The organism is Hyalangium sp., from assembly GCF_045802625.1.
In the GTDB taxonomy this organism is placed as follows: Bacteria; Myxococcota; Myxococcia; order Myxococcales; family Myxococcaceae; genus Hyalangium.
Map to the genome: position 1 here is coordinate 1 of NZ_JBJMQP010000014.1, position 20,161 is coordinate 20,161.

The 20,161-nt window shown below is 68.0% G+C and carries 17 protein-coding genes; 9 read left to right on the forward strand and 8 right to left on the reverse strand.

Annotated elements, in window-relative coordinates:
• Positions 1 to 127: 127 nt before the first annotated feature.
• The 4 genes from ACJ8AT_RS02760 to ACJ8AT_RS02775 form a co-directional block, all read right to left on the reverse strand.
• On the reverse strand, positions 128 to 1,036 hold the full coding sequence (locus tag ACJ8AT_RS02760) for a hypothetical protein (protein WP_407735963.1): 909 nt from the start codon (positions 1,034 to 1,036) through the stop codon (positions 128 to 130).
• Between the two features lie 106 nt (positions 1,037 to 1,142).
• The gene (locus ACJ8AT_RS02765; RefSeq protein WP_407735964.1) at positions 1,143 to 2,714 is read right to left on the reverse strand and encodes a radical SAM protein; all 1,572 of its coding nucleotides are present in this window, start codon (positions 2,712 to 2,714) and stop codon (positions 1,143 to 1,145) included.
• A gap of 108 nt (positions 2,715 to 2,822) precedes the next feature.
• Positions 2,823 to 3,527 carry a hypothetical protein gene (locus ACJ8AT_RS02770; RefSeq protein ID WP_407735965.1) on the reverse strand — a complete coding sequence of 235 codons (705 nt, stop codon included), beginning with the start codon at positions 3,525 to 3,527 and terminating at the stop codon, positions 2,823 to 2,825.
• A 39-nt stretch (positions 3,528 to 3,566) separates the two neighbouring features.
• Positions 3,567 to 6,803: a TonB-dependent receptor domain-containing protein gene (locus ACJ8AT_RS02775; RefSeq protein ID WP_407735966.1), complete on the reverse strand. Its 3,237-nt coding sequence runs from the start codon at positions 6,801 to 6,803 to the stop codon at positions 3,567 to 3,569.
• A gap of 233 nt (positions 6,804 to 7,036) precedes the next feature.
• Here ACJ8AT_RS02775 and ACJ8AT_RS02780 point away from each other — a divergent pair, with 233 nt between their 5' ends.
• The 6 genes from ACJ8AT_RS02780 (at position 7,037) to ACJ8AT_RS02805 (ending at position 12,027) form a co-directional block, all read left to right on the forward strand.
• Entirely contained in the window at positions 7,037 to 7,762 is a 726-nt protein-coding gene (locus ACJ8AT_RS02780) for an energy transducer TonB (RefSeq protein WP_407735967.1), read from the forward strand.
• Between the two features lie 75 nt (positions 7,763 to 7,837).
• Positions 7,838 to 8,527: a MotA/TolQ/ExbB proton channel family protein gene (locus ACJ8AT_RS02785; protein ID WP_407735968.1), complete on the forward strand. Its 690-nt coding sequence runs from the start codon at positions 7,838 to 7,840 to the stop codon at positions 8,525 to 8,527.
• A 114-nt stretch (positions 8,528 to 8,641) separates the two neighbouring features.
• Entirely contained in the window at positions 8,642 to 9,055 is a 414-nt protein-coding gene (locus ACJ8AT_RS02790; RefSeq protein ID WP_407735969.1) for an ExbD/TolR family protein, read from the forward strand.
• 2 nt (positions 9,056 to 9,057) lie between these two features.
• Positions 9,058 to 9,573 (forward strand): ExbD/TolR family protein, encoded by a 516-nt coding sequence (locus ACJ8AT_RS02795; protein ID WP_407735970.1) that lies wholly within the window; start codon positions 9,058 to 9,060, stop codon positions 9,571 to 9,573.
• Between the two features lie 50 nt (positions 9,574 to 9,623).
• Positions 9,624 to 10,247, forward strand: coding sequence for a DUF2378 family protein (locus tag ACJ8AT_RS02800; protein ID WP_407735971.1), 624 nt, complete (start codon positions 9,624 to 9,626; stop codon positions 10,245 to 10,247).
• Positions 10,248 to 10,401: 154 nt separating this feature from the next.
• Positions 10,402 to 12,027, forward strand: coding sequence for a YifB family Mg chelatase-like AAA ATPase (locus tag ACJ8AT_RS02805; RefSeq protein WP_407735972.1), 1,626 nt, complete (start codon positions 10,402 to 10,404; stop codon positions 12,025 to 12,027).
• Positions 12,028 to 12,045: 18 nt separating this feature from the next.
• Here ACJ8AT_RS02805 and ACJ8AT_RS02810 read toward each other — a convergent pair whose 3' ends face one another.
• Positions 12,046 to 13,335, reverse strand: a complete 1,290-nt coding sequence (locus ACJ8AT_RS02810; RefSeq protein ID WP_407735990.1) for an NAD(P)/FAD-dependent oxidoreductase — start codon at positions 13,333 to 13,335, stop codon at positions 12,046 to 12,048.
• A gap of 203 nt (positions 13,336 to 13,538) precedes the next feature.
• Between ACJ8AT_RS02810 and ACJ8AT_RS02815 the strand changes: the two genes are divergently transcribed.
• The 3 genes from ACJ8AT_RS02815 to recA all read left to right on the forward strand — a co-directional run bounded on the left by ACJ8AT_RS02815 (position 13,539) and on the right by recA (position 16,771).
• Complete coding sequence (locus ACJ8AT_RS02815; protein ID WP_407735973.1) at positions 13,539 to 14,342, forward strand: lysophospholipid acyltransferase family protein; 804 nt, start codon at positions 13,539 to 13,541, stop codon at positions 14,340 to 14,342.
• 267 nt (positions 14,343 to 14,609) lie between these two features.
• A complete protein-coding gene (locus tag ACJ8AT_RS02820) occupies positions 14,610 to 15,521 on the forward strand; it encodes a hypothetical protein (protein WP_407735974.1) in 912 nt (303 codons plus the stop codon).
• Between the two features lie 215 nt (positions 15,522 to 15,736).
• Positions 15,737 to 16,771, forward strand: coding sequence for a recombinase RecA (gene recA / locus ACJ8AT_RS02825; protein ID WP_407735975.1), 1,035 nt, complete (start codon positions 15,737 to 15,739; stop codon positions 16,769 to 16,771).
• Here the strand turns inward: recA and ACJ8AT_RS02830 are convergent.
• Genes ACJ8AT_RS02830 through ACJ8AT_RS02840 form a run of 3 tightly spaced genes read right to left on the reverse strand, consistent with a single transcriptional unit; the run spans position 16,768 to position 20,105 of the window.
• The gene (locus tag ACJ8AT_RS02830; RefSeq protein WP_407735976.1) at positions 16,768 to 17,271 is read right to left on the reverse strand and encodes a DUF1285 domain-containing protein; all 504 of its coding nucleotides are present in this window, start codon (positions 17,269 to 17,271) and stop codon (positions 16,768 to 16,770) included. The genes recA and ACJ8AT_RS02830 overlap by 4 nt on opposite strands.
• Positions 17,272 to 17,325: 54 nt before the next feature.
• On the reverse strand, positions 17,326 to 18,843 hold the full coding sequence (locus ACJ8AT_RS02835; RefSeq protein ID WP_407735977.1) for a hypothetical protein: 1,518 nt from the start codon (positions 18,841 to 18,843) through the stop codon (positions 17,326 to 17,328).
• Positions 18,840 to 20,105 (reverse strand): CinA family nicotinamide mononucleotide deamidase-related protein, encoded by a 1,266-nt coding sequence (locus tag ACJ8AT_RS02840; protein WP_407735978.1) that lies wholly within the window; start codon positions 20,103 to 20,105, stop codon positions 18,840 to 18,842. The genes ACJ8AT_RS02835 and ACJ8AT_RS02840 overlap by 4 nt, the downstream gene beginning before the upstream one ends.
• Positions 20,106 to 20,161 lie beyond the last annotated feature (56 nt).

A 20,161-nucleotide genomic window follows, 5' to 3' on the forward strand; every position in this document is an offset into this window, starting at 1 on the left:
ACCCGAGGAGGCCCCTGCCGAGCAGGAAGCCTCCGAGGCCGCGCCGCTCGCCTCGACGGGAACCGACGGCGAGTAGCCCTTCCCTCGCCTCCGCGGGCTTGCAGCGAGGGAAGGACTCGAGGCGGCTTTAGCGACGGTGCCTGTGACCGGGGTGCATCTGGTCGTGCATCTGGCTGAGCCGGGCCGCATCCGGAGCCAGCGCCTCCAGCCCCGCGCGGTCGCCCGTGGCCTTGTAGATGTGCTCCAGCCGGGAGCAGAGATCGATCGCCAGGTGGATGTCTCCGTCCTGCTCGGCCTGCATCATCATCGGACGGGCCCGGGCGGTGGCCTGAGGCCAGGCCGCCAGGTGAATCAACCCATCCACCGCGAGCAGCCGAGCCAGCGGCGTCCGCGCCGTGTCGGCCGTCACCGTCTCCAGGTCCAGCACGGCCGCGTCCCGCTCGCCCTTCGAGGCCCGGACGATGGCGGTGGCGATGCCACGGCGGTCGGGCAGGAGGAACTCCTCGAACTCGGCGAACGCCTCCGCGTGCTGGACGTGGCCGGCCCTCGAGAGCGTCTCCGCCATCGAGTCGAACATCTCGGCCACCTTCTCATCGAAGCCGCCGAGCGCGCGCTCGATGAACGCCATCAGGGGCTGGCCCTTGTCATCCTTCGGCGTGCGCTGGCGGATGGCATTCATGCGCTCGAAGGCGGCGGCCACCGGGGCGTCCTGCTTGCCCTCGAGCAGCGACGTCAGCGAGCCCATCAGCTGGGCCAGGGCCTCCGAGAACTCGTGCGGCGCGAGGCGCTCGGGCACCCAGCGGCGCCACAGCTCCTCGGCGGCGGCCCACGGAAAGGGCTTGAAGGGACCGGTGCCCTTCCACTTCTTGCCCCACTCCACGCCAATGTCCTGCGGCCAGGAGGACTCGGCGAGCTTCTTGAAGTCCGCCTCGGCCACCGGGACGCCGTAATGCCCCAGGGTGCCGAGGATGGCCTCCGTCGAATACCCCTCGAGTCCCTTGTTCTGCCACGCCTTGTCCACGCGCTCGGTGCTCACCGGTTCTCCTCGTCGCGCCAGTCCGCCGGCGCCAGCGGCCTTCTAGCAGAGCGCGGAGGAGCGCGGCGCAAGACGTTCACCGTCCCGGCGCCATGTGTGCACACGCCTACGAGGGCCGGACATCCACCGCGGCGGCCGAGGCCTCCGCCGAGGTTGGTGCCACCGCGGGCACGGTAGGCCAGACGGTGGGGTTGCGCCGGCCGTCCTCGACCCGCCGGGCCAGGTACGGCACGCAGCCCCGAGCCTCGAAGGCCCGCTTGAAGGCGGCGAAGCTCCCTCCGGCCTTCCACGCATCCAGGGTGGCCAGACCCGCCTCCGGGCCGCACTGGGCAAGCATGTACTCCACCCAGGCCCAACGAGCGGACGTGGGCCGCACCTCGGCGCGGCCCTTGAGCCCTCGCCGCAGCCGCTCCAGCTTCGCCTCCACCTCGCGGATGCCCGCGAAGGGCGCCCCGTCCAGCGGCGTGTTGCGCTTGGCCACGAAGGGCGCCACGCCCAGCGCCACGGGGATGATGCGCGACAGCTCCGTGGTGAAGCGGACCAGCTCGTCAATGTCCGCGTCCTCCTCGTACGGCAGGCCGACGACGTTGTAGACCTTGAGCTGCCTGAGCCCCGCCGTGCGCGCGAAGTTCGCCGCTCGGACGATCTGCGCCTCCGAGTGCTTGCGGTCCACCAGGTCGCGCATCTTCTGCGAGGCCCCATCCGCGGCCACCGTGAGGTTGGTGGCCCCTCCGCGGCGCAAGGTGTCCACCAGCTCCTGGGTGAGCCGATCCGCGCGCAGCGAGGACACGCCCACCTCACGGCCTGAATCCACGAGGGTGCGCAGCAGCTCCACGATGCGTGGGTGGTCCGTCACCGCGGCACCCACCAGCCCCACGCGCCGAGCGTTCTCCGGGACGAGCGACAGCACCCGCTCGGGAGGCACCGTCCGCATGCCGCCGTTGGTGGTCCGCCGCATGACGCAGTAGTGGCAGCCACGCGAGCACCCGCGCTCGGGCTCGATGAGGAACATGGAGCGCAGCTCCGTGTTCGGGGTGATGATCTGCGAGCGAGCAGGCAACCGCGCATCCGCCGCCTTGGAGACGAAGTAGCGAGCCCCTCCCCTCCCAGGCACCCGGAAGCCGGGCGTGCGCGCCAGGAAGCTCAACAGCGCCTCTCGATCCATGGAGGAGGCTGCGTCCAGCAGGGTGTGGATGAGCTCCTCCGCCTCGCCCTGGACGAGCACGTCCACGAAGGGCTCTAGCGGATCCGGGTTGGAGAAGGTCAGCGGCCCGCCCGCGACGATGAGCGGATGGCGCTCGCTCCGCTCCTCTCTCAGCAGCGGTAGCCCCGCCAGCTCCAGCAGGGAGAACACCCCGGTCAGCTCCAGCTCGTACGCCACCGAGAAGGCCAGCATGGGGAAGCTGGAGACAGGGGTCTCGGACTCGTAGGTGAAGAGCTGAGTCCGGGTGCGGCGGTACGCCTCGACGTCGTCCGGCAAGAAGACGCGCTCGGCGGAGGCGCCCGGGTGCAGGTGGATCTCCCGGTAGATGGTCTGGTAGCCGAGCGAGCTCATCCCCACGTGGTAGGGGCTCGGGTAGCAGAGGGCCACCCGGTAGGGCGCCTCCTTGCGGAGCGTGCCCTGCTCGTCGGCGATCCGCCCGCGCACGGCTTCAATGAGTGAGAAACGGCCCTCCATGCTCCTCCAACGTGGGTCCAACCCTCTCTAAACACCGCGGCCCCGGACGGCCACTCCCAGGAGGGAGGGCAGCCGGGGCCGCAGGAACTTGTTCAGCGGGAATTCAGCCTACCGATCAATCTTGAACGACGGGATCGGCTTGGACGGCACGCAGATGCCCAGACCGGCGTCGCACTCCACCGCGAAGTCCGGGTTGATGCCCGAGCCCTCGCCGCAGAGATCCGCCGGCTTGGACGACTCGGGATCGCACGGGGTGGCCGGCCAGATCGCCCGCACCGTGTACTGCGCGGTGCAGTTGTCTCGGGTGTAGGTCAGGTCACCCGACAGCTGGGTGCCCGGCGCGTCCGGAGCAGAGTACACCTTCACGTTCTCGAACTGGTACGTGATGGTGGTCGCCGCCTCAGACGAACTCGCGCCGGCGTTGACCGACGCCGCCGAGAAGTCCGTGGCCGAGCAGAAGTCCTGCGCGTCCGTGGTGTCCGACAGCTTGCCCACTGCCGTCTGGAGGTACGGGTCGCCTGGATCGCGCGCGGCGCGCGAGTACAGGCCGCGAGGCCGGATGGTCAGCACCGACGAGTTGGCCTTCTCCGGATCGGTGAACTTGAACACACCCACGGTCTCGCCCTTGATGATCTTCGCCTGGCAGTCCGAGGAGATGTTCTGGCCTTCCTTCAGGTCGTACTTCGCGAACCAGTTGGCGAAGCTGGCATCCTGAACGATGCAGCCTGCGCTGGGCTGATCGAAGTTGCAGCCCGTCATCAGCATACCCGCGCCGAGGAACGCCGCGGCCACGGAAACGATGTTCTTGATCATGATTCTTGAGTTTCCTTTAGATCGGATCGTTGCCGAGCCTTAGAAGGTGTACCGGAGGCCGATGCGGAACTGCCGCGGCGCCTGGTACTGGTTCGGCTGCTTGAAGTTCGGGTTGACCTGGTCCGCGGTCAGGTAGGTCGGGCTCTCCTTGTCGCCCACCGGATCGCCCGTGTTGATGATGACCCTGTCCGGCACATCGCCCGGCTTGCCACCGACCACCGGGTAGATGGACTCGAAGGTGTAGGACTCATCCACGCGGGTCGTCGTCTGGAAGTTGAACAGGTTGAACACGTCCAGGGTGACCGACGCCACCTGGTCCTTGCCGATGCGGTAGTTGAAGCCCACGTTGGAGTCGATGGTGTTGACCCACGGGGTGCGGCCACCGGAGCCGCGCGGCAGCACGTAGGCCTCATCCTGGCCGTAGTCCGGGTGCGCGCCCAGGTAGTTGATCGGCGTGCCGGAGTTGCCGCGGTAGGACATACCGATGCTGGCCGACAGCGCGTTGGTGAAGTTGAGCTCCTTGGCGCCGAACAGCTTCACCGAGTGCGTGCGGTCGAACGGCAGCAGGCCCATGCGGTTGGGCAGCAGGCTGATCAGGTCGAAGTCCGAGAGGATGTTCGGATCGAGCTGGTTGGTCACCGGGCTGAACAGACCGGGGTAGTTACCGTACAGGCGCGACCAGGTGTAGCTGGCCTGGGCCAGCCAGCCGTCCGCGAAGGTGCGGTTCAGGTACAGGGTGACCGCGTCGTAGTTGCGCACCGGCTTCGGGAAGTCCTTGGCGAAGCCCTGGTTCGGGTTGCCGAGGAAGTACGTGTTGCCGTTGTCGCGGCTCATGTCCTCGATGACCGAGCCCATGTTGCGGTGGGTGTAGTTGGTACCGAAGCGGGTGTTGGCCAGCACCTCGTACTCGCCGCCCAGCACGTACTCGTTGGAGGACTGCGGCTTGAGGTTCGGGTCCACCGGCTCGTTCTCCACCTTGCCGCCGTTGAAGAGGCGGTTCGGGTTGGAGCTGTTCTCGGTGCGGCCAGCCAGGTACTGCGCGTCCGCGCAGCCACCGCGCTGCCCCTCGAGCGTGGAGGGATCGCAGCCGTTGGTGCCCTCCGCGTTGTTGGGCGCCACGTGCACGGCGGTGTAGCGGCGCTCCGGCGGGAACGCGCGGTCCAGCATGTTGAGCGGAACCTGCTCGTAGTACTTGGCGACGTTGACGAAGAACTTCATGCGGCCGTTGGCCAGCGGATCCACGATGGCGCCCACGCGCGGCGACAGCTGGTTGCCCAGCACCAGCGCCAGCTGGCCGTTACCGCCGTACATCGCCTGCACGTCATAGCGAACGCCCGCGTTCACCGTCACGCGCTGCGCGATGGACCAGCTGTCCTGCAGGAAGCCGCCCACCGTGGTGCTCTTGGAGGTGGACTCCTGGATGGACTGCACCACCGCCGAGTCCGGGCCCGTCTGGTAGCCGTAGCGGCGGAAGTCGTTCCAGCCGTACACGCCGGACGGAATGGCCTTGCCCGTGCGAGGATCAATGCGGCCCTGGAGGCTGATCTCCTGGAAGAACACGCCGCCGCTGTAGGCCTTGCGCTGAGCGTAGGAGAGGAACTCGCTATCGATACCCGCCTTGAACACATGGGTGCCCAGCGCGTTGAGCAGATAGGTCGCCTTGGCGTTGACCTGGTAGCGGTCCAGCTTGCCATCCGACAGGAAGCCCGGGCCACCGACGGCGTAGTTGTTCACCGGGCAGGCATCCGCCTGAGTGCCATCCGCCAGCGTCACGTCGCAGTACTGCTCGGCGTGCGGCACGGTCTCGAAGGTGGTCAGCGGGCGCTCGTTGACGTAGTTCACGCGCGAGAGGCCGGAGGTGCCATTGCCGGTGATGTCACCCAGCTCGCTGCCGTCCGACGGCAGGGTGGAGGCAACCTGGTGGAAGTAGCCCGCGTTCACGTCCAGGAGGACCTTCTTGTCCGCGAAGGCACCAGCGTACTTCAGGCCCACCGCCGTGGTGCTGGCGAGCTGCTCGGTGAGGCCGAACGCGCCGGGGCGCGCCACGCGGGCGGCCGGCAGAGCGCCGCTGCGGGGATCGATCACCAGCTTGCCATTGCCGCCCGTGCTGGACGGGGTGCCGGTGATGGACAGCGAGATGTTGTGATCCTGGTTGATGAGGTAGGTCAGCTTGCCCATGTACTGGAAGCTGCGCGCGTCCGCGAAGTAGTTCTTGCTCGCGTCCGGGATGGGCGTCACCAGCGCGTGGCCCTGCGCGTCACGCAGCTTCTCGCCCGTCTCCGGGTCCAGCTGGAACGCGTTGATGCCGCGGGTGTGGGTGTAGCGGGTGAAGGAAGGAGCAAAGCCGGCGAAGAACCACAGCTTGTCCTGGAGGATGGGACCGCCCAGGGTGGCGCCGATGTCGCCCAGGTTCTTCAGCGTGTTGACGCCGGAGATAACGGAACCCTCGTCGATGACGAGCTTACGGTCACCCTCGAGGGCGCCCGGGGTCAGGTTGCCGAACACGGAGCCGTGGAACTCGTTGGAGCCCGAGCGGGTGACCGCGTTGATCACGCCGCCGGTGGAGCGGCCGAACTCAGGCAGGTAGCCGCCGGTGACGACGTTCACGTCCTGCACGAACTCGATAGAGAGCGGGCTGGCGTTGATGCCGAAGGCCGGATCGTTGGTGGACAGGCCGTCCACCACGTAGCCGTTCTCAGGAGAGGTCGCGCCGTTGATGGACACGCCGTACTGATCGTTCTGGGCGCCAGGCGCCAGCTCGGCCAGGGACTCGAAGGAGCGGGCCGCGCCACCCTTGCCGCCAGGGCGGTTCACGGCGATGCGGCGGATGAACTCCTGATCCACGTTCACGCCCGTCGTCGTGGAGCCCACGTCGATGGTCGGCGGGGTGCCGGCAACCTCGATCACCTCGGTGAAGGCCTCGGGCAGCAGCTCCACGTTCACGCGGATGGTGCGGTTGAGGCGCAGCTGGATGTCAGAGCGAGCGAACGGCTTGAAGCCCTGAGAATCGAACCGCAGGGTGTACACACCCGGCGGCAGTTGGGGAATGCGATACTGGCCGCTCTTGTCGGTCACCACCGTCTGCTCACCCTGTAGGTTGGGTGAGGTCGCGGTGACGACCACATCGGCCAGCGGCGCCTTGTTAGCGGCAGGGTCAGCGTTGACGACCGTACCGATGATGACGCTGCTTGAGGACTGCGCCAAAGCCGCGGACCCGAACAACAGGCCTGCGACCAGCAAAACTCCGGTTTCCCGGAGCATACGGGTTACTCTCATGCCGGACCCCTCCAAGGTGGGCGGATGCAACCAAAAATGGCCTACGAAAATACAAGAGGTCGGTAAGTTGTCAATAGACGGTTGCTTTTTGGCAACTACTGGGGCATTGGCCGGGTTCGTCCGTCGCCTCCCGGACGCCTCGCTTGAACCCGGACCGCGTTTCTGTATTGTGGCACGCCTTTGATCCGGCGGGGCTGAATGGGTCGCCCACTGGTGTAGAGGAGTGATCGCGCATGTTTGACTCTGTCCTTGACCGCGGCCAGGCGCCCAAGGCCCGCTTCGGCACCGGAGCGGTGATCTCGGTGGTGCTGCATGTGGGTCTGGTGGCGCTGGCCATCTGGATCTCCCTGCGCCCGCCTCCCCTGGAAGAGAAGGAGGTGGAGGTCACCTTCAAGGCCGCCATGGCGCCTCCTCCCCCTCCCCCGCCTCCGCCTCCGCCTCCGGCCAAGCCGAAGACGCAGCCCAAGAAGCCCAAGCCCAACGTGATGACTCCTCCCAAGGAGATCCCCCAGACCAAGCCCCCGGAGAAGGAGCCCGAGCCCGAGCCCGAGAAGTCCGAGCAGGATGTCGAGAGCGACGAGGGCGGCGTCGAGGGTGGCGTGGTGGGCGGTGTGGTGGGCGGTGTGCTCGGTGGCGTGCTCGGTGGCCAGGTGGGCAGCACCGGCACGGACGTGCTCCCGTTCGGCGCGGGAATGACGCGCCCGGAGAAGATGTCTGGTCCTCTTCCTCAGTATACGCGCGAGGCGCTCGAGGCCCATGTGGAGGGCCTGATGATCGTCAAGTGCGTCATCACGACCGAAGGCAAGGTGGAGAAGTGCCGGATCATCAAGCCGCTGCCCCACATGGAACAGGCGGTGATGGACGCGCTGTACGCGCAGCGGTACAAGCCCGTCACGTTCCAGGGCCGTCCAGTCCAGGTTGACTACACCTTCAACATCAAGCTGAGCCTCCCGCGCTAGCAAGCGGGCGGCCCTCGCCTTGTCGTCATAACAGCTGTTACCCCCCCGCGCTCGTGGAGGAGCGCTTTCACCGCCATGCACTTCTCGCTGATCGAAATCTGGAACTCCACGGGCACCTTCGCCCGTATCATCATCTTCACGCTGGCCATCATGTCGGTCTCCTCGCTGGTCGTGATGGCCGAGCGCATGGTGGTCTTCCGCAAGACGCGCGCGGACTCGCGCTCGTTCGCGGCGAAGATGGGGGCCATCCTGGCCAAGGGTGATCTCGGCACCGCGTCCGAGACGAACCTGGGCAAGGACGTGGGCCATCTGGGCCGGGTCATCAACTCGGGCCTGACGGCGTACAAGGTCAGCCGCAACCAGCGGGACGTGGCGGTGGAGTCCGTGGCGCGCGCCCTGGAGCGCCAGGCTCAGCGCGAGGTGCAGAGCATGAAGCGCGGCCTGGGCGTGCTGGCCACCGTGGGCTCCACGGCGCCCTTCGTCGGTCTGCTCGGCACGACGATGGGCATCATCAACGCCTTCCAGCTCATGGCCGAGTCCGGCTCGGGCGGTCTGGGCACCATCTCGGCCGGTATCGCCGAGGCGCTCATCACCACGGCGTTCGGCCTGCTGGTGGCCATCCCCGCGGTGGTGGCCTACAACTTCCTGCAGGGCTGGGTGGACGCTCGCTCGGTGGACATCTCTGAGTCCTCCAACGAGTTCCTGGACGTGGTCGCTCGCAACATGACGGGCGGCGCGGGCCACTCTCACCAGCAGTCGGCCTGATCCAGGCGCCCTCGCGGCCCGCCCGAGCGTTCGAGAGGCCCCCGTGTTGGGGGCCTCCCCGCGCGGCGGGCCGCTTCATCCTAGCCCCCGTCCAGAAAAGCCCCAGGTGCATTCATGGGAATGGCAGCAGGTTCCAAGCAGGGCATCAAGAACGAGATCAACATCACTCCGCTGGTGGACGTGGTGCTGGTGCTCCTCATCATCTTCATGGTGATCACGCCCATGCTCCAGCGTGGCAAGTCCGTCTCGCTGCCCAAGGCGACGAACATCGAGAAGGACAAGTCGGAGACGGATCCGATGATCCTCTCGGTCACTCCGGACAAGAAGATGTTCCTGGAGAACGACGAGTACGACGCGGCGGGTCTGGAGAAGAAGCTCCGCGAGGAGCTGGAGGCCAACCCGACCAAGCGCATCCTGCTCAAGGGTGACAGCTCGCTCCAGGTGGGCGACGTGCGCAAGACGATGGACATCGCCCGCAAGGCGAAGGCCAAGAGCATCGCGCTGGGCGTCGAGGAGCTGAAGGAATAGCCATGTCCGGAATCAAGAAACGCCAGTGGGTCAAGCCTCAGACTCCGCCCAACTCGGACATCAACGTCACGCCGCTGGTGGACGTGGTGCTCGTGCTGCTGATCATCTTCATGGTGATCACGCCGCTGCTCGAGAAGGACATCGAGGTCAAGGTCCCCGACACCGAGGTCCAGGAGCAGAACACGCCTCCGCCGGATGATCAGCTCGTCGTCTCGCTGGACGAGCAGGGCAACCTCAAGATCAACACCGAGGCGATGCCTTCCCAGGAGGAGTACGTCAACCGCCTGAAGAAGATGCTCGCCGCCAAGGCGAAGGACGAGCGCGTCGTCTTCTTCATGGCCAACGACAAGACGAACTACGGCAAGCTCATCGTCGCGCTGGACGGCGCCAAGGCGGCCGGCGCCCGCGTGCTGGGCATGGCCACCGAGGATCTGCCGCAGGGCGCGGTGGTTCCCGGCGCCGAGGGCGGTGCGGCTCCCGCTCCCGAGGCTCCGCCGGCACCGGCTCCCGCTCCGTAGCGCGGGCGCCGTTCCCAACCCAGGGCTCGTCGGATACATTGGGCCACCTCATGGCCGACGAGCTCCTGGTTTTCGAACAGACGATTGAAGCACTGTTCGTGCGCGCGCTCAGTGGACGGCTGACGCCCGAGTGCCGCGCCCGGCTCCGCCAGGCCGGCCTGGACGTGGATCAGAAGATCAAGCCGGCCTACTCCTTCGACGCCTGGATGACGTTCATCCGCATCGCGGCGGAGGAGCTGCACCCGGGCGAGCCCCTGCCCATGGCCACCTTCAAGCTCGGGGAGATCTACGTCGAGGGCTTCCGGCAGACGATGCTGGGCCGCGCGGTGCTGTCCCTGCTGCGCGTGCTGGGGCCTCGGCGGACCATTGCCCGGGCGACGCAGAACTTCCGGGCGGGCAACAACTACACGGAGACGCGCATCACGGAGCTGGGCGCCAACCAGTTCGACGTGTGGATGAACGAGGTGGGTCCCTTCCCCGAGTTCACCGCCGGCATCATGCAGGCCGGCATGCGCATGACCGGCGTCAAGGAGCTCCGAATCGAGCCCTTCGGCTACGACGGCCACGCGTGCACCTACCGGATCAGCTGGAAGGAGGCCACGGCCTCCTCGGGCGTGGAGGGCGGCGTGGACGCCAAGGGCTCTCGACGCGCGGGCTCCACCCGGGCTCTGTAGCGGCACCTCATCCTCGGCGGGCTCGCGGCAAGCCCAAGTCCCGCCGAGTGGACGGACCATCCCACTTCCTGGACGGTGACTGGCTGCCTCCCCTTGGGAGGTGAGCTGGTACGTCCATTGCTATGGCTCCGGGGAGACAATCCGGAGGATGGGAATGCTGGCGAGGGTGCGATCGGGCGCGTTGATGGGCATCGACGCGGTGGTGGTGGAGTGCGAGGTCGATATGGCCCTGGGATTGCCATATTTCAACGTCGTTGGGCTCCCGGAGGGCGCGGTTCGCGAGTCGAAGGTGCGGGTCGTCTCGGCCTTGAAGAACACGGGCTTCGATCTGCCGCAGAAGCGCATCACGGTGAACCTGGCCCCGGCCGATATCCGCAAGGAGGGCGCCGCCTTCGAGCTGCCCATCGCCCTGGGCGTGCTCGCGGCCGCGAAGCTGATGGAGGAGGAGCCGCTGGGGCGCTACCTCTTTGGCGGGGAGCTGTCGCTGGATGGGTGGGTCAAGCCCATCAAGGGCGTGCTGCCGCTGGCCGTGGCCGCGAGGAACGGCGGCTTTCAGGGCGTCATGGTCCCCGCGGCGAACGCGGCCGAGGCCTCGCTCGTGGAGGGCGTCCAGGTGCTGCCGGTGAATCACCTGCGCGAGGCGGTCGAGCACCTCACCGGGGTCCGGCCCCTCTCCCCCTATGAGCGCGAGAGCGCTCGCCCCGCGTCGAGCCGAGGCCCGCCACCGCTCGACATGGCGGATGTGCGGGGCCAGCCCGAGATCAAGCTGGCGCTGGAGCTGGCGGCCGCCGGCGGCCATAACGTCATGATGTGCGGCCCGCCCGGGTCCGGCAAGACGATGCTCGCCCGGAGGCTGCCCGGAATCCTGCCCGCGATGACGTTCACCGAGGCGCTGGAGGTGACGAAGATCTACTCGGTGCTCGGGCTGCTGGGTGAGGACCAGGCGCTGATGCGCGAGCGCCCGTTCCGGTCGCCGCACCACACCATCTCGGATGCGGGGCTGGTGGGCGGGGGGCCAGCGGCGCGGCCCGGCGAGCTCTCCATGGCGCACCATGGGGTGCTGTTCCTCGATGAGCTGCCGGAGTTCCGCAAGAACGTGATGGAGGTGCTGCGCCAACCCCTGGAGGAGGGCCTCATCCACCTGGCGAGGGCCAGCCAGAACGTCACCTATCCCTGCCGGGTGATGCTGGTGGCGGCGATGAACCCCTGCCCTTGCGGCTACTTCAACGTGCCGGGGCGCAGCTGCACCTGCTCGGAGCACCGCGTCTTCGACTACCACGCGCGGGTGAGCGGTCCGCTGCTGGACCGGATTGACATCACCCTCCAGACGAGGCCCGTGGAGTACCACCACATTGCCCAGCGCGACAGCCTCGAGCCTCCGAGCACGTACTACCGGGACCGGGTGGAGGCCGCCCGCGAGCGGCAGCGGGCCCGGTTCCGCGAGGAGCCCGGGGTGCACTGCAATGCGCAGATGCCGCCGAGGCTCTTGCGCACCCACTGTGCCATGAGCGCTCGGGCCGAGAAGATGATCGAGCGGGCCGTGCGCCACCATGGCCTGTCCGCCCGAGCGCATGACCGGATCCTCAAGCTCGCGCTCACCCGCGCGGACCTGGAGGGACACGCGCACATCGAGGACGAGGACATGCGGATCGCCATCGACTGCCGCATCCTCGACCGGCGGGGCTGGCTCCACGCGAACACGCAGGGCACCTCGCGCCCGGATGCCTTCTCCCAGCTGTTGCGCTCGGAGGCCCGCTCCCGCCCCCCCGAGGAGCCCTGAGTGAGCCGGAGCGAGGCGTCAGGAAGATCCAGGGTGAGGAGTGGGCTGTTCCCGGGCTTGCTGCGGCTCTCCGAGACGTGCCGCCGGCTGAGGCAACGCGGCTGGAGCGGGAGACCGGCTCCGCAAGGGCACCCCGCCCGTGATGATGCGAGCCGAGCGCTGGAACGCCAGATACGAGTAGGCCCAGTTCACGAGCACCGCCACCTTGCTGCGGAAGCCGATGAGGAAAAGGATGTGGATGAAGAGCCAGGCGAGCCACGCGAGGTAGCCCGACATGCGGAAGCGCTCCAGGGCCACGCCCACCGCCGAGCCTCGGCCAATCACGGAGAACATGCCGCGGTCCCAGTAGCTGAAGGGCTCCATCGGCTGGTTCTCGAGCTGGCGGAGGATGTTCCGCGCCGCGTGCTTGCCCTCCTGCATCGCCGCGGGTGCCACGCCTGGAACGGGATGGCCCTTCTCCATGAAGAGCGCCAGGTCTCCGATGACGAAGACATCCTTCCGCTCGGGCAGGGTGAGCTCCGGCGTCACCGCGACACGGCCCGCCCGATCGAGCGCCACCCCCAGCGAGCGCGCCAAGGGAGAGGCCGCCACGCCCGCGGCCCAGAGCTTCGTCCGCGCGGGGATGTGCTCCTCCCCAAGGTAGACCCCGGTCTCGTCGATCTGGGTGACGCGGACGCCCGTGCGGACCTCCACGCCCAGCCGCTTCAGCGACTCGAGCGCCCGGAGGGACAGGCTCTCCGGGTATGTGGGCACGACGTGAGGGGCTCCCTCCACCAGGAGGATACGCGCCTGGCTGGGATCGATGTTCTGGAAGTCCCGCACCAGCGCGTGGTGGCTGATCTCCGAGAGCGCGCCCGCCAGCTCCACGCCGGTGGCTCCCCCTCCGACGATGACGAAGGTCAGCAGCTCGCGGCGGCGGGCCGGATCCGGCTCACGCTCGGCCAGCTCGAAGGCGAGCAACACCTGCCGGCGGATCTCCACCGCGTCCTCGATCGTCTTGAGCCCCGGAGCGTAGCGAGCCCACTCGTCATGCCCGAAATAGGAGTGGGTGGCGCCGGTGGCGACGATGAGGAAGTCATACGTCAGCTCTCCATCCGCCAGCAGCACGCGCTTGCCCTTCACGTCGACTTCGGTCGCCTCCGCGAGCAGCACGGAGATGCCGTACCGGCCGAGGATGCCTCGCAGCGGCGAGGCGATGTCGCTGGGGCTGAGCGTCGCGGTGGCCACCTGGTAGAGCAGCGGCTGGAAGAGGTGGTGGTTGTGGCGATCCACGACCGTGACTCGCACCGGCGCGCGCCTCAGCCGCATCGCCGCGTAGAGGCCACCGAAGCCTCCGCCGAGGATGACCACGTGGGGACGGGTGTCGGAGTTGGCAGTCACATGGGAGACCTTCCTGCCTCCCCAGACAAAGTTCAACGCTGTCCGTGTCCACCACGCTCGCGGCTGAACGGTGGTGCCGTCCCCAGCTTGTCCCCGGCGTGATAATGGGCGCCTTCGGGAGTCCTCCGCCGATGAAGATCTTCTATCCCCTGCTCAATGTGCTCCAGTTGATCTTCCTGGCGGCGTGGGGTGCCTTCTGGATCACCCTGGCGGGGGTGATGATGATGCTGACGCTCAACGGCAGCGTGCCGTTGATGATGGCGCGGCGCTTCTGGGCTCCCATGCACTGGCGCATCAACGGCTCCCGGCTGTTCATCGAGCCGCTGCCGGCCCTCGACTGGAGCAAGCCCTACATCTTCCTGATGAACCACCAGTCGGCCATGGACATCCCCGTGGCCTTCGCGGCGTTGCCGGCGAACATCCGCTTCATCGCCAAGCACGTCCTCAAGTACGTGCCCTTCCTGGGCTGGTACATGGCGATGACGGGGATGATCTTCATCAACCGCTCCAACCGCCGAGAAGCGGTCCGGAGCCTGGCTCGCGCCGGAGAGCACATCCGCTCGGGCAAGTCCGTCCTGGCCTTCCCCGAGGGCACTCGCTCGCGGGATGGGCTCATCCAGCCCTTCAAGAAGGGGCCCTTCGTGATTGCCATCGCGGCCCAGGTCCCCATCATCCCCGTGGCCATCGAGGGCTCCCTGCAGACCCTGCCCCGGGGGTGGATCTGGCTGCGCAGGCACGACATCCACGTGAAGGTGGGCCAGCCTATCGAGACGAAGGGCCTGAAGAACGCGGACCGGGACGCCCTGCTACGCCGAGTGCGAGACACCCTCATCCAGCTTCACCGGGAGATCGGCGGGCAAGGGGGCGTGCCCGAGTCCATCGCCGAGCGGGGGCATGAGGGCCCATCCCACGCCCCATCCCCCTCTGCCGACTGAGCCTGCGCACTCCCCGCATCCGGCTACCGTGTGGCTGCATTCCCAGGATCCAGTCCCAGTGAAAACGCTGGGGGAGGGCTCGGCCGACTGTTCAGCCATCAACCGTTGCCCCGCCACCCTGCTCCCACCCCGGGGCCTGGAGTGAAGAAGGTGCGCTCGGCTTGAATTTAACGAGCGGCCGGACGTCGTGTTCATAGGTTTGAGGGGCTCGGCACTGCCGTGGCCCGTATGATTCAGAGGTTCGTGGTGTTCAACGGAGGCAATGTCATGACTCGCCGATGGCTGGCTTGTGTAGTTGTCGGATTGGCGACCCAGACCGTGTACGCACAGACCGAGCCGGTCGCCGCGCAGGATTATGAGGAGGCCGATCAGGTAGACAATTCCGCCCCCGCGGCGCCCTACGCCCCGCCGGCGCTCCCTCAAGAGAGACCCACCGCCCGCCCCTTCGGCGGCGCGGTGTGGACCGCGGGGCACTGGTACTGGGATGGCAGCCAGTGGCGCTTCAAGCAGGGCGCCTGGATCGCGCCGATGTCCGGCTACCAGTTCATCAACGGCTACTGGCGTGAGGACCAGGGCGGCTGGCAGTGGGTTTCGGGTGGCTGGGCACGAGCCGGCTCCAACGAGGTGGAGATCCCCGTCGAGCCAGTCAACGAGGACGTCTCCACGGCGCAGGCGCCTCCCCCGGTCCAGAACGAGGTTCAGCCGGCCCAGCCCGCGACGAACGTCGTCTGGGCTCCGGGCTACTGGTACTGGTCCGGCACGGACTGGATCTGGATCGAGGGCAGCTGGGTGACGCCTCCCCGGCCTGGGCTGACGTTCGTCTCACCGCGATGGATGCTGCGCGGGGGCTCGTGGGTCTTCGTCAGCGGAGGGTGGGCACTGCCGGGCTCGCTGCGCGTCGTGGTTCCCGTCTACCGCCACGCGGGCATCGCCGTGACGTGGGGGCACCCCAACTACTTCCTATACTCCTGGCACCGCTACCCCATGGTGCACCGCTACTACTACAACTACGGCGGCAGGCCTCACTACTACTCGGGCGGCAGGCCCTACTACAACCCGGGCGAGCGGGCTCACTACAACGGCGGGTGGCAGCGGCACGAGCCCCCTCCGTCGAACTACCACCCCGCGACGCCTGTGCACGGCGGCGGTGGCGGCGGCGGTGGCCACCACCACCACTAGCTGATTCGCGGCCCCCCACCTTCCGCAGGCCCCACCGTCTCGGCGAGTCCACCAGCGTGGACGGTGGCAGGCGCTTCTCCGATGCCGCGCGGCTGCTCTCCAGAGGGGAGCACGCGCGGCATGTTCATTGCTGATGGCTCCACGCGATGCGCTGGGCGGCTGGTTCGGCGCCGGGCGCAGCACTCATGTCCCGGAAGGGCGGCGTTGGAGAAGCGATGAACAAGGTCACGGAGAAGTTGAAGGCAGTGGCGGCGGCGGTGGCGGCGATCGAGAAGCAGTTCGGGAAGGGGGCGGTGATGCCGCTGGGTGGCGAGGCGCAGGAGCAGAAGGTGGCGGTCATCCCCTCGGGTTCGGTGAGCCTGGATCGAGCGCTCGGAGTGGGAGGCTATCCGCGCGGGCGCGTGGTGGAGATCTTCGGCAACGAGTCCTCCGGCAAGACGACGCTCACGCTGCACGCCATCGCGCAGGTGCAGGCGGCGGGAGGCGTGGCGGCCTTCATCGACGCGGAGCACGCGCTGGATGTGCACTACGCGCGCAAGCTGGGCGTGCGCGTGGAGGAGCTGCTCGTGTCGCAGCCGGACACCGGCGAGCAGGCGCTGGAGATCACCGAGCAGCTGGTGCGCTCGGGGGCGGTGGATCTGATCGTGATCGACTCGGTGGCGGCGCTGGTGCCCAGGGCCGAGATCGAAGGCGAGATGGGGGACGCGCACATGGGCGTGCAGGCGCGGCTGATGAGCCAGGCGCTGCGCAAGCTCACGGGCGCGGTGAGCCGCTCGGGCACGTGCATCATCTTCATCAACCAGATCCGCATGAAGATCGGGGTGATGTTCGGCAACCCGGAGACGACGACGGGCGGCAACGCGCTGAAGTTCTACTCGTCGATGCGGCTGGAGATCCGGCGCACGGGCAACCTCAAGGATGGCGAGAGCGTCATCGGCACGCGGGCGAAGGTGAAGGTGGTGAAGAACAAGCTGGCCCCGCCCTTCCAGGAGGCGGAGTTCGACTTGGTGTACGGGGTGGGCATCCACCGCGCGGGCGAGGTGCTGGATCTGGGCGTCCAGGCGGGCCTGATCGAGAAGTCCGGCAGCCACTTCAGCCTGCGAGGCGAGCGGATTGGCCAGGGGCGTGAGCGAGCGGCCGAGTGGCTGCGCGAGCACCCCGAGGCCCTGGAGGGGTTGGCCACCGAGCTGATCGGAGCGCCCACGCCCGTTCCGCCTGCGGCCGCCGAGCCCGAGGAGGCGGTGGCCTAGGCCGAGGGCTGCTCGAGCGACACGGGCACCGCCAGGCGGCGCTGGCCGGCTCGGAGGAAGAGGCGACCTCCCTCGCCTTCTTCGAGCAGCTCTCCGAGCTGGTACTGAGCATCCCGGGAGAAGCGCGCCTTGGCCCGGCCGCGCTTCACCCGGCAGGAGAAGACGCCGTCCGGCTCCAGCGCGAGGGTGGCCGGATCGAGCGCCTCGGCGGTGCGATCGCTCAAGCGGACGGAGATACGCTCGTCCTCGGTGACGTCCACCGTGCGGACCTCATAGGCGGCGTCTTCCACCTGGATGAAGCACCAGTCCTGGCCGATGCGGAGCTGGTAGCGCCCGTCGTCATCGAGCACCAGGGAGGTGTTGAAGAGCTCGATGATCTTCGGGTGCTCGATGGGCTCGTCGTCGTGCCACCAGCGCAGGGCCTTGTCGAGGCGGATGCCGCTGTCTTCGCGCGTGTGCCAGCGCTTGCCGAAGGGAGGCTGTCCGGTGGGCGGTTCCATGACCCTTCATATGTGCGCGCCCGAGCCTTTGGACGCAAGGGGACGTGGAGCCTGCTACCAGTTCCGGACGTACTCGGTATAGCCGTGGAAGGCGACAGCGCCCCAGAAGTTCACCAGCACCCCGAGCACCACGGCGGCCAGCACGAAGCGGTTGCGCAGGGCCCAGCCGCCAATGGCGAAGAGCAGGAGCAGGTAGGGGGTGTAGTCCAGGCTGAAGCGGAAGCCGAACTGCATGTACCCGTTGTTCTGGTAGAAGAGCCCCGGCAGCGCGCACACCGCCACGGTGAGCCACAGCGGCCAGTGCAGCCGAGGGCGCGTCTTCGGGATGACAAGGAAGACGAGCAGCGGCAGTGTCAGCAGCAGCGTCAGCCCGTTGGGGTCATAACCCAGCTGGAGCGGGTGCAGGGACACGTGCGGCAGCTTGAGGAAGGCCGCCTCCAGGTTGCGCTGCAGATAGGCGAAGTGGAACAGCCCGTATCGATCGATGTCGGCGTTGACGCGGTTGTTGTAGAGGAACGCGTGGCCGAACTCGCCGGGCTTGCCGAAGCGGTAGAGGTTGTAGGCGGCGGCCAGCAAGGCCAGCGGCGCGGCGCCCAGGGCGAAGAGGCCCAGCTTGCGAGCCGCGGGCTTCCAGTGGCTCGCCAAAGCGCGGAGCTGTCCGAGCCGGTCCGGCCCGGGGCACAGCGCCTCCAGCACGAAGAAGAGGCCCGAGAACAGCAGCGGCGTGCGGGTGAGCGTGGCCATGGAGAAGAAGAGGCCCGCGAGCACCGGGCGGTGCGCTCGGATGGCATTGCGCACATAGAGGCAGGTGAGCGCCACGCCCAGCACCTCCGCGCTGAACCACACCTCGCCGCGGATGGCGCAGTAGAAGAACAGCGTGCCGAAAGCCAGGATGAGGGCCAGGGTGATGTTCTCGTTCCGATTCCTCGCCGCCTCCCCTTCCTTCGAGAGGAACCGCAGCAGCGAGTAGAAGAGCGCCACCGCCAGCGCTCCGATGATCACCCCGAATGAGGTGTCATTGAACTGGTAGCCGTTCACCGCCACGAAGGGCAGCATCGCCACGGCCGGGAACGACGGGAAGCTCACGTACCAGCGATCGCCCGGGAGAGGCCGACCCTCGCAGCGGACCTTCTGGCCTCCCACCACTCGCACACACGCCCAGTCCTCCAGGTTGGGCAGGACCTCTGGATCCACGTCCAGCCGTCCCTCCAACCAGGACTGGGCCTGGTAGATGAAGTGCGGAGCCGCGCTCTGGCGCAGGAAGCGCTCCGAGCTGAAGCTCGCCAGCACCACGAAGCTCACCAGGAAGAGCACCACCTCCACCCGATACGCGGAGAACCAGATGCGCGCGGCGGCCCCCACGCCCTGCCCCATCGAGGCCGATGCGGGCGGCTCGCCCTGCGTGTCCGCTGGCTGGGCGGGAGCCGTGGGTGGGGAAGCCGGCGCTGCCTGAGTCGCGCCCTCGGCTGGAGCCGTAGAGGCGGCGGGCGCGGCGGGCGACGAGGCCGAGGCCTGCGATGACGTCTGCTCGGAAGTGGAGCCCTTCTTGGAACGCTTGGATTTGCGGCTCATGGAGCGGACGATCCCGCGAGGAGGCGCTGGCGCAGCAGCTCGAGCGCGGAGATGGCGGCAAACAGGCGCACGCGGTCTCGATCGCCGGTGAGGGAGAAACGCTCGCAGTGGGTAGGGCGGCCCTCGGCGGCCAGCGCGCTGTAGACCGTGCCCACCGGATCCTCGGGCGTGCCGCCTGTCGGTCCCGCGTAGCCCGTCACCGACAAGGCATAGGTCGTCCCGCAGGCGGCGCGCACACCCTCGGCCATGGCCACGGCCGTCTCGCGAGACACCGCCGTGTGCCGGGCGAGCACCTCCGCCGGCACTCCCACCCAGGCCATCTTCATCTTCTCCGAGTAGGACACCGCGCCGCCGATGAAGAAGGTGCTCGAGCCCGCCACGGAGGTGAGCTGCTGGGCGATGAGCCCTCCCGTGCAGCTCTCCGCGAGCGACAGCGTGGCCCCCGCCCGCGTCAGCAGCTTCGCCATCACCGGAGCGTACTCCTCGCCATCGGCGCCGAAGATGGCCGTGCCGAGCACCTGCCGGGAAGCAACCTCGGCGGCGGCGAGGGCCGCGTTGGCCTCGGCCTGAGTGGAGGCGGTGGCCATCAGCTTGAGGTGGTTCTCCGGAGCGTGGGTGCGGAAGCCAAACACCACCTGCGGGTGCTGAGGCACCAGCGGAGCCACCTTCGCATCGAGCATGGACTCGGCAATGCCCACCGTCTTCAGCAGCCGGAAGGCCAGGTACACGCGCTCCGGATCGCTCTCCAGCGCGGCCCGGATGCGCGGCAGCACCTCGCCCTCGGCCAGCGCCATGTACTCGCGAGGCACGCCTGGAACGAAGAAGAGCCGGCAGCGCCCCAACCGCATGATGACGAGGGGTGCGGAGCCCACGGGGTTGCGGACCACCTCGGCGCCCTGGGGAACCCGCGCCATGCGGAGCGCCCCCGCCGAGATGGACACATTGCGCTTGGCGTAGCGCTCCCGCAGCCACTCCAGCGCCCGAGGGTCCTCCACCATCGGAACGCCCGCCGCCGCCGCCGCGCACTCGAGCGTGAAGTCATCCATCGTGGGCCCCAGCCCGCCGGACACGAGCGCCACGTCCGCGCGGGATGCCACCTCCAGGAGCGCCTGGGTGATGTCCGGGCGGACGTCTCCCACGAGCAGAATGCGCTCCACCTTCACGCCCAGCTCGAAGAGCCGGGCCTCGAACCAGGGGCTGTTGGTGTCGGTGATCAGGCCGGTGACAAGCTCATCACCGGTACACAGGAGCTCGACGCGCATGGGCGGAGCATCCTAGCGGCCCTGCCTCGCGCCAGCACGCGCCGAGAGCCCCTCCT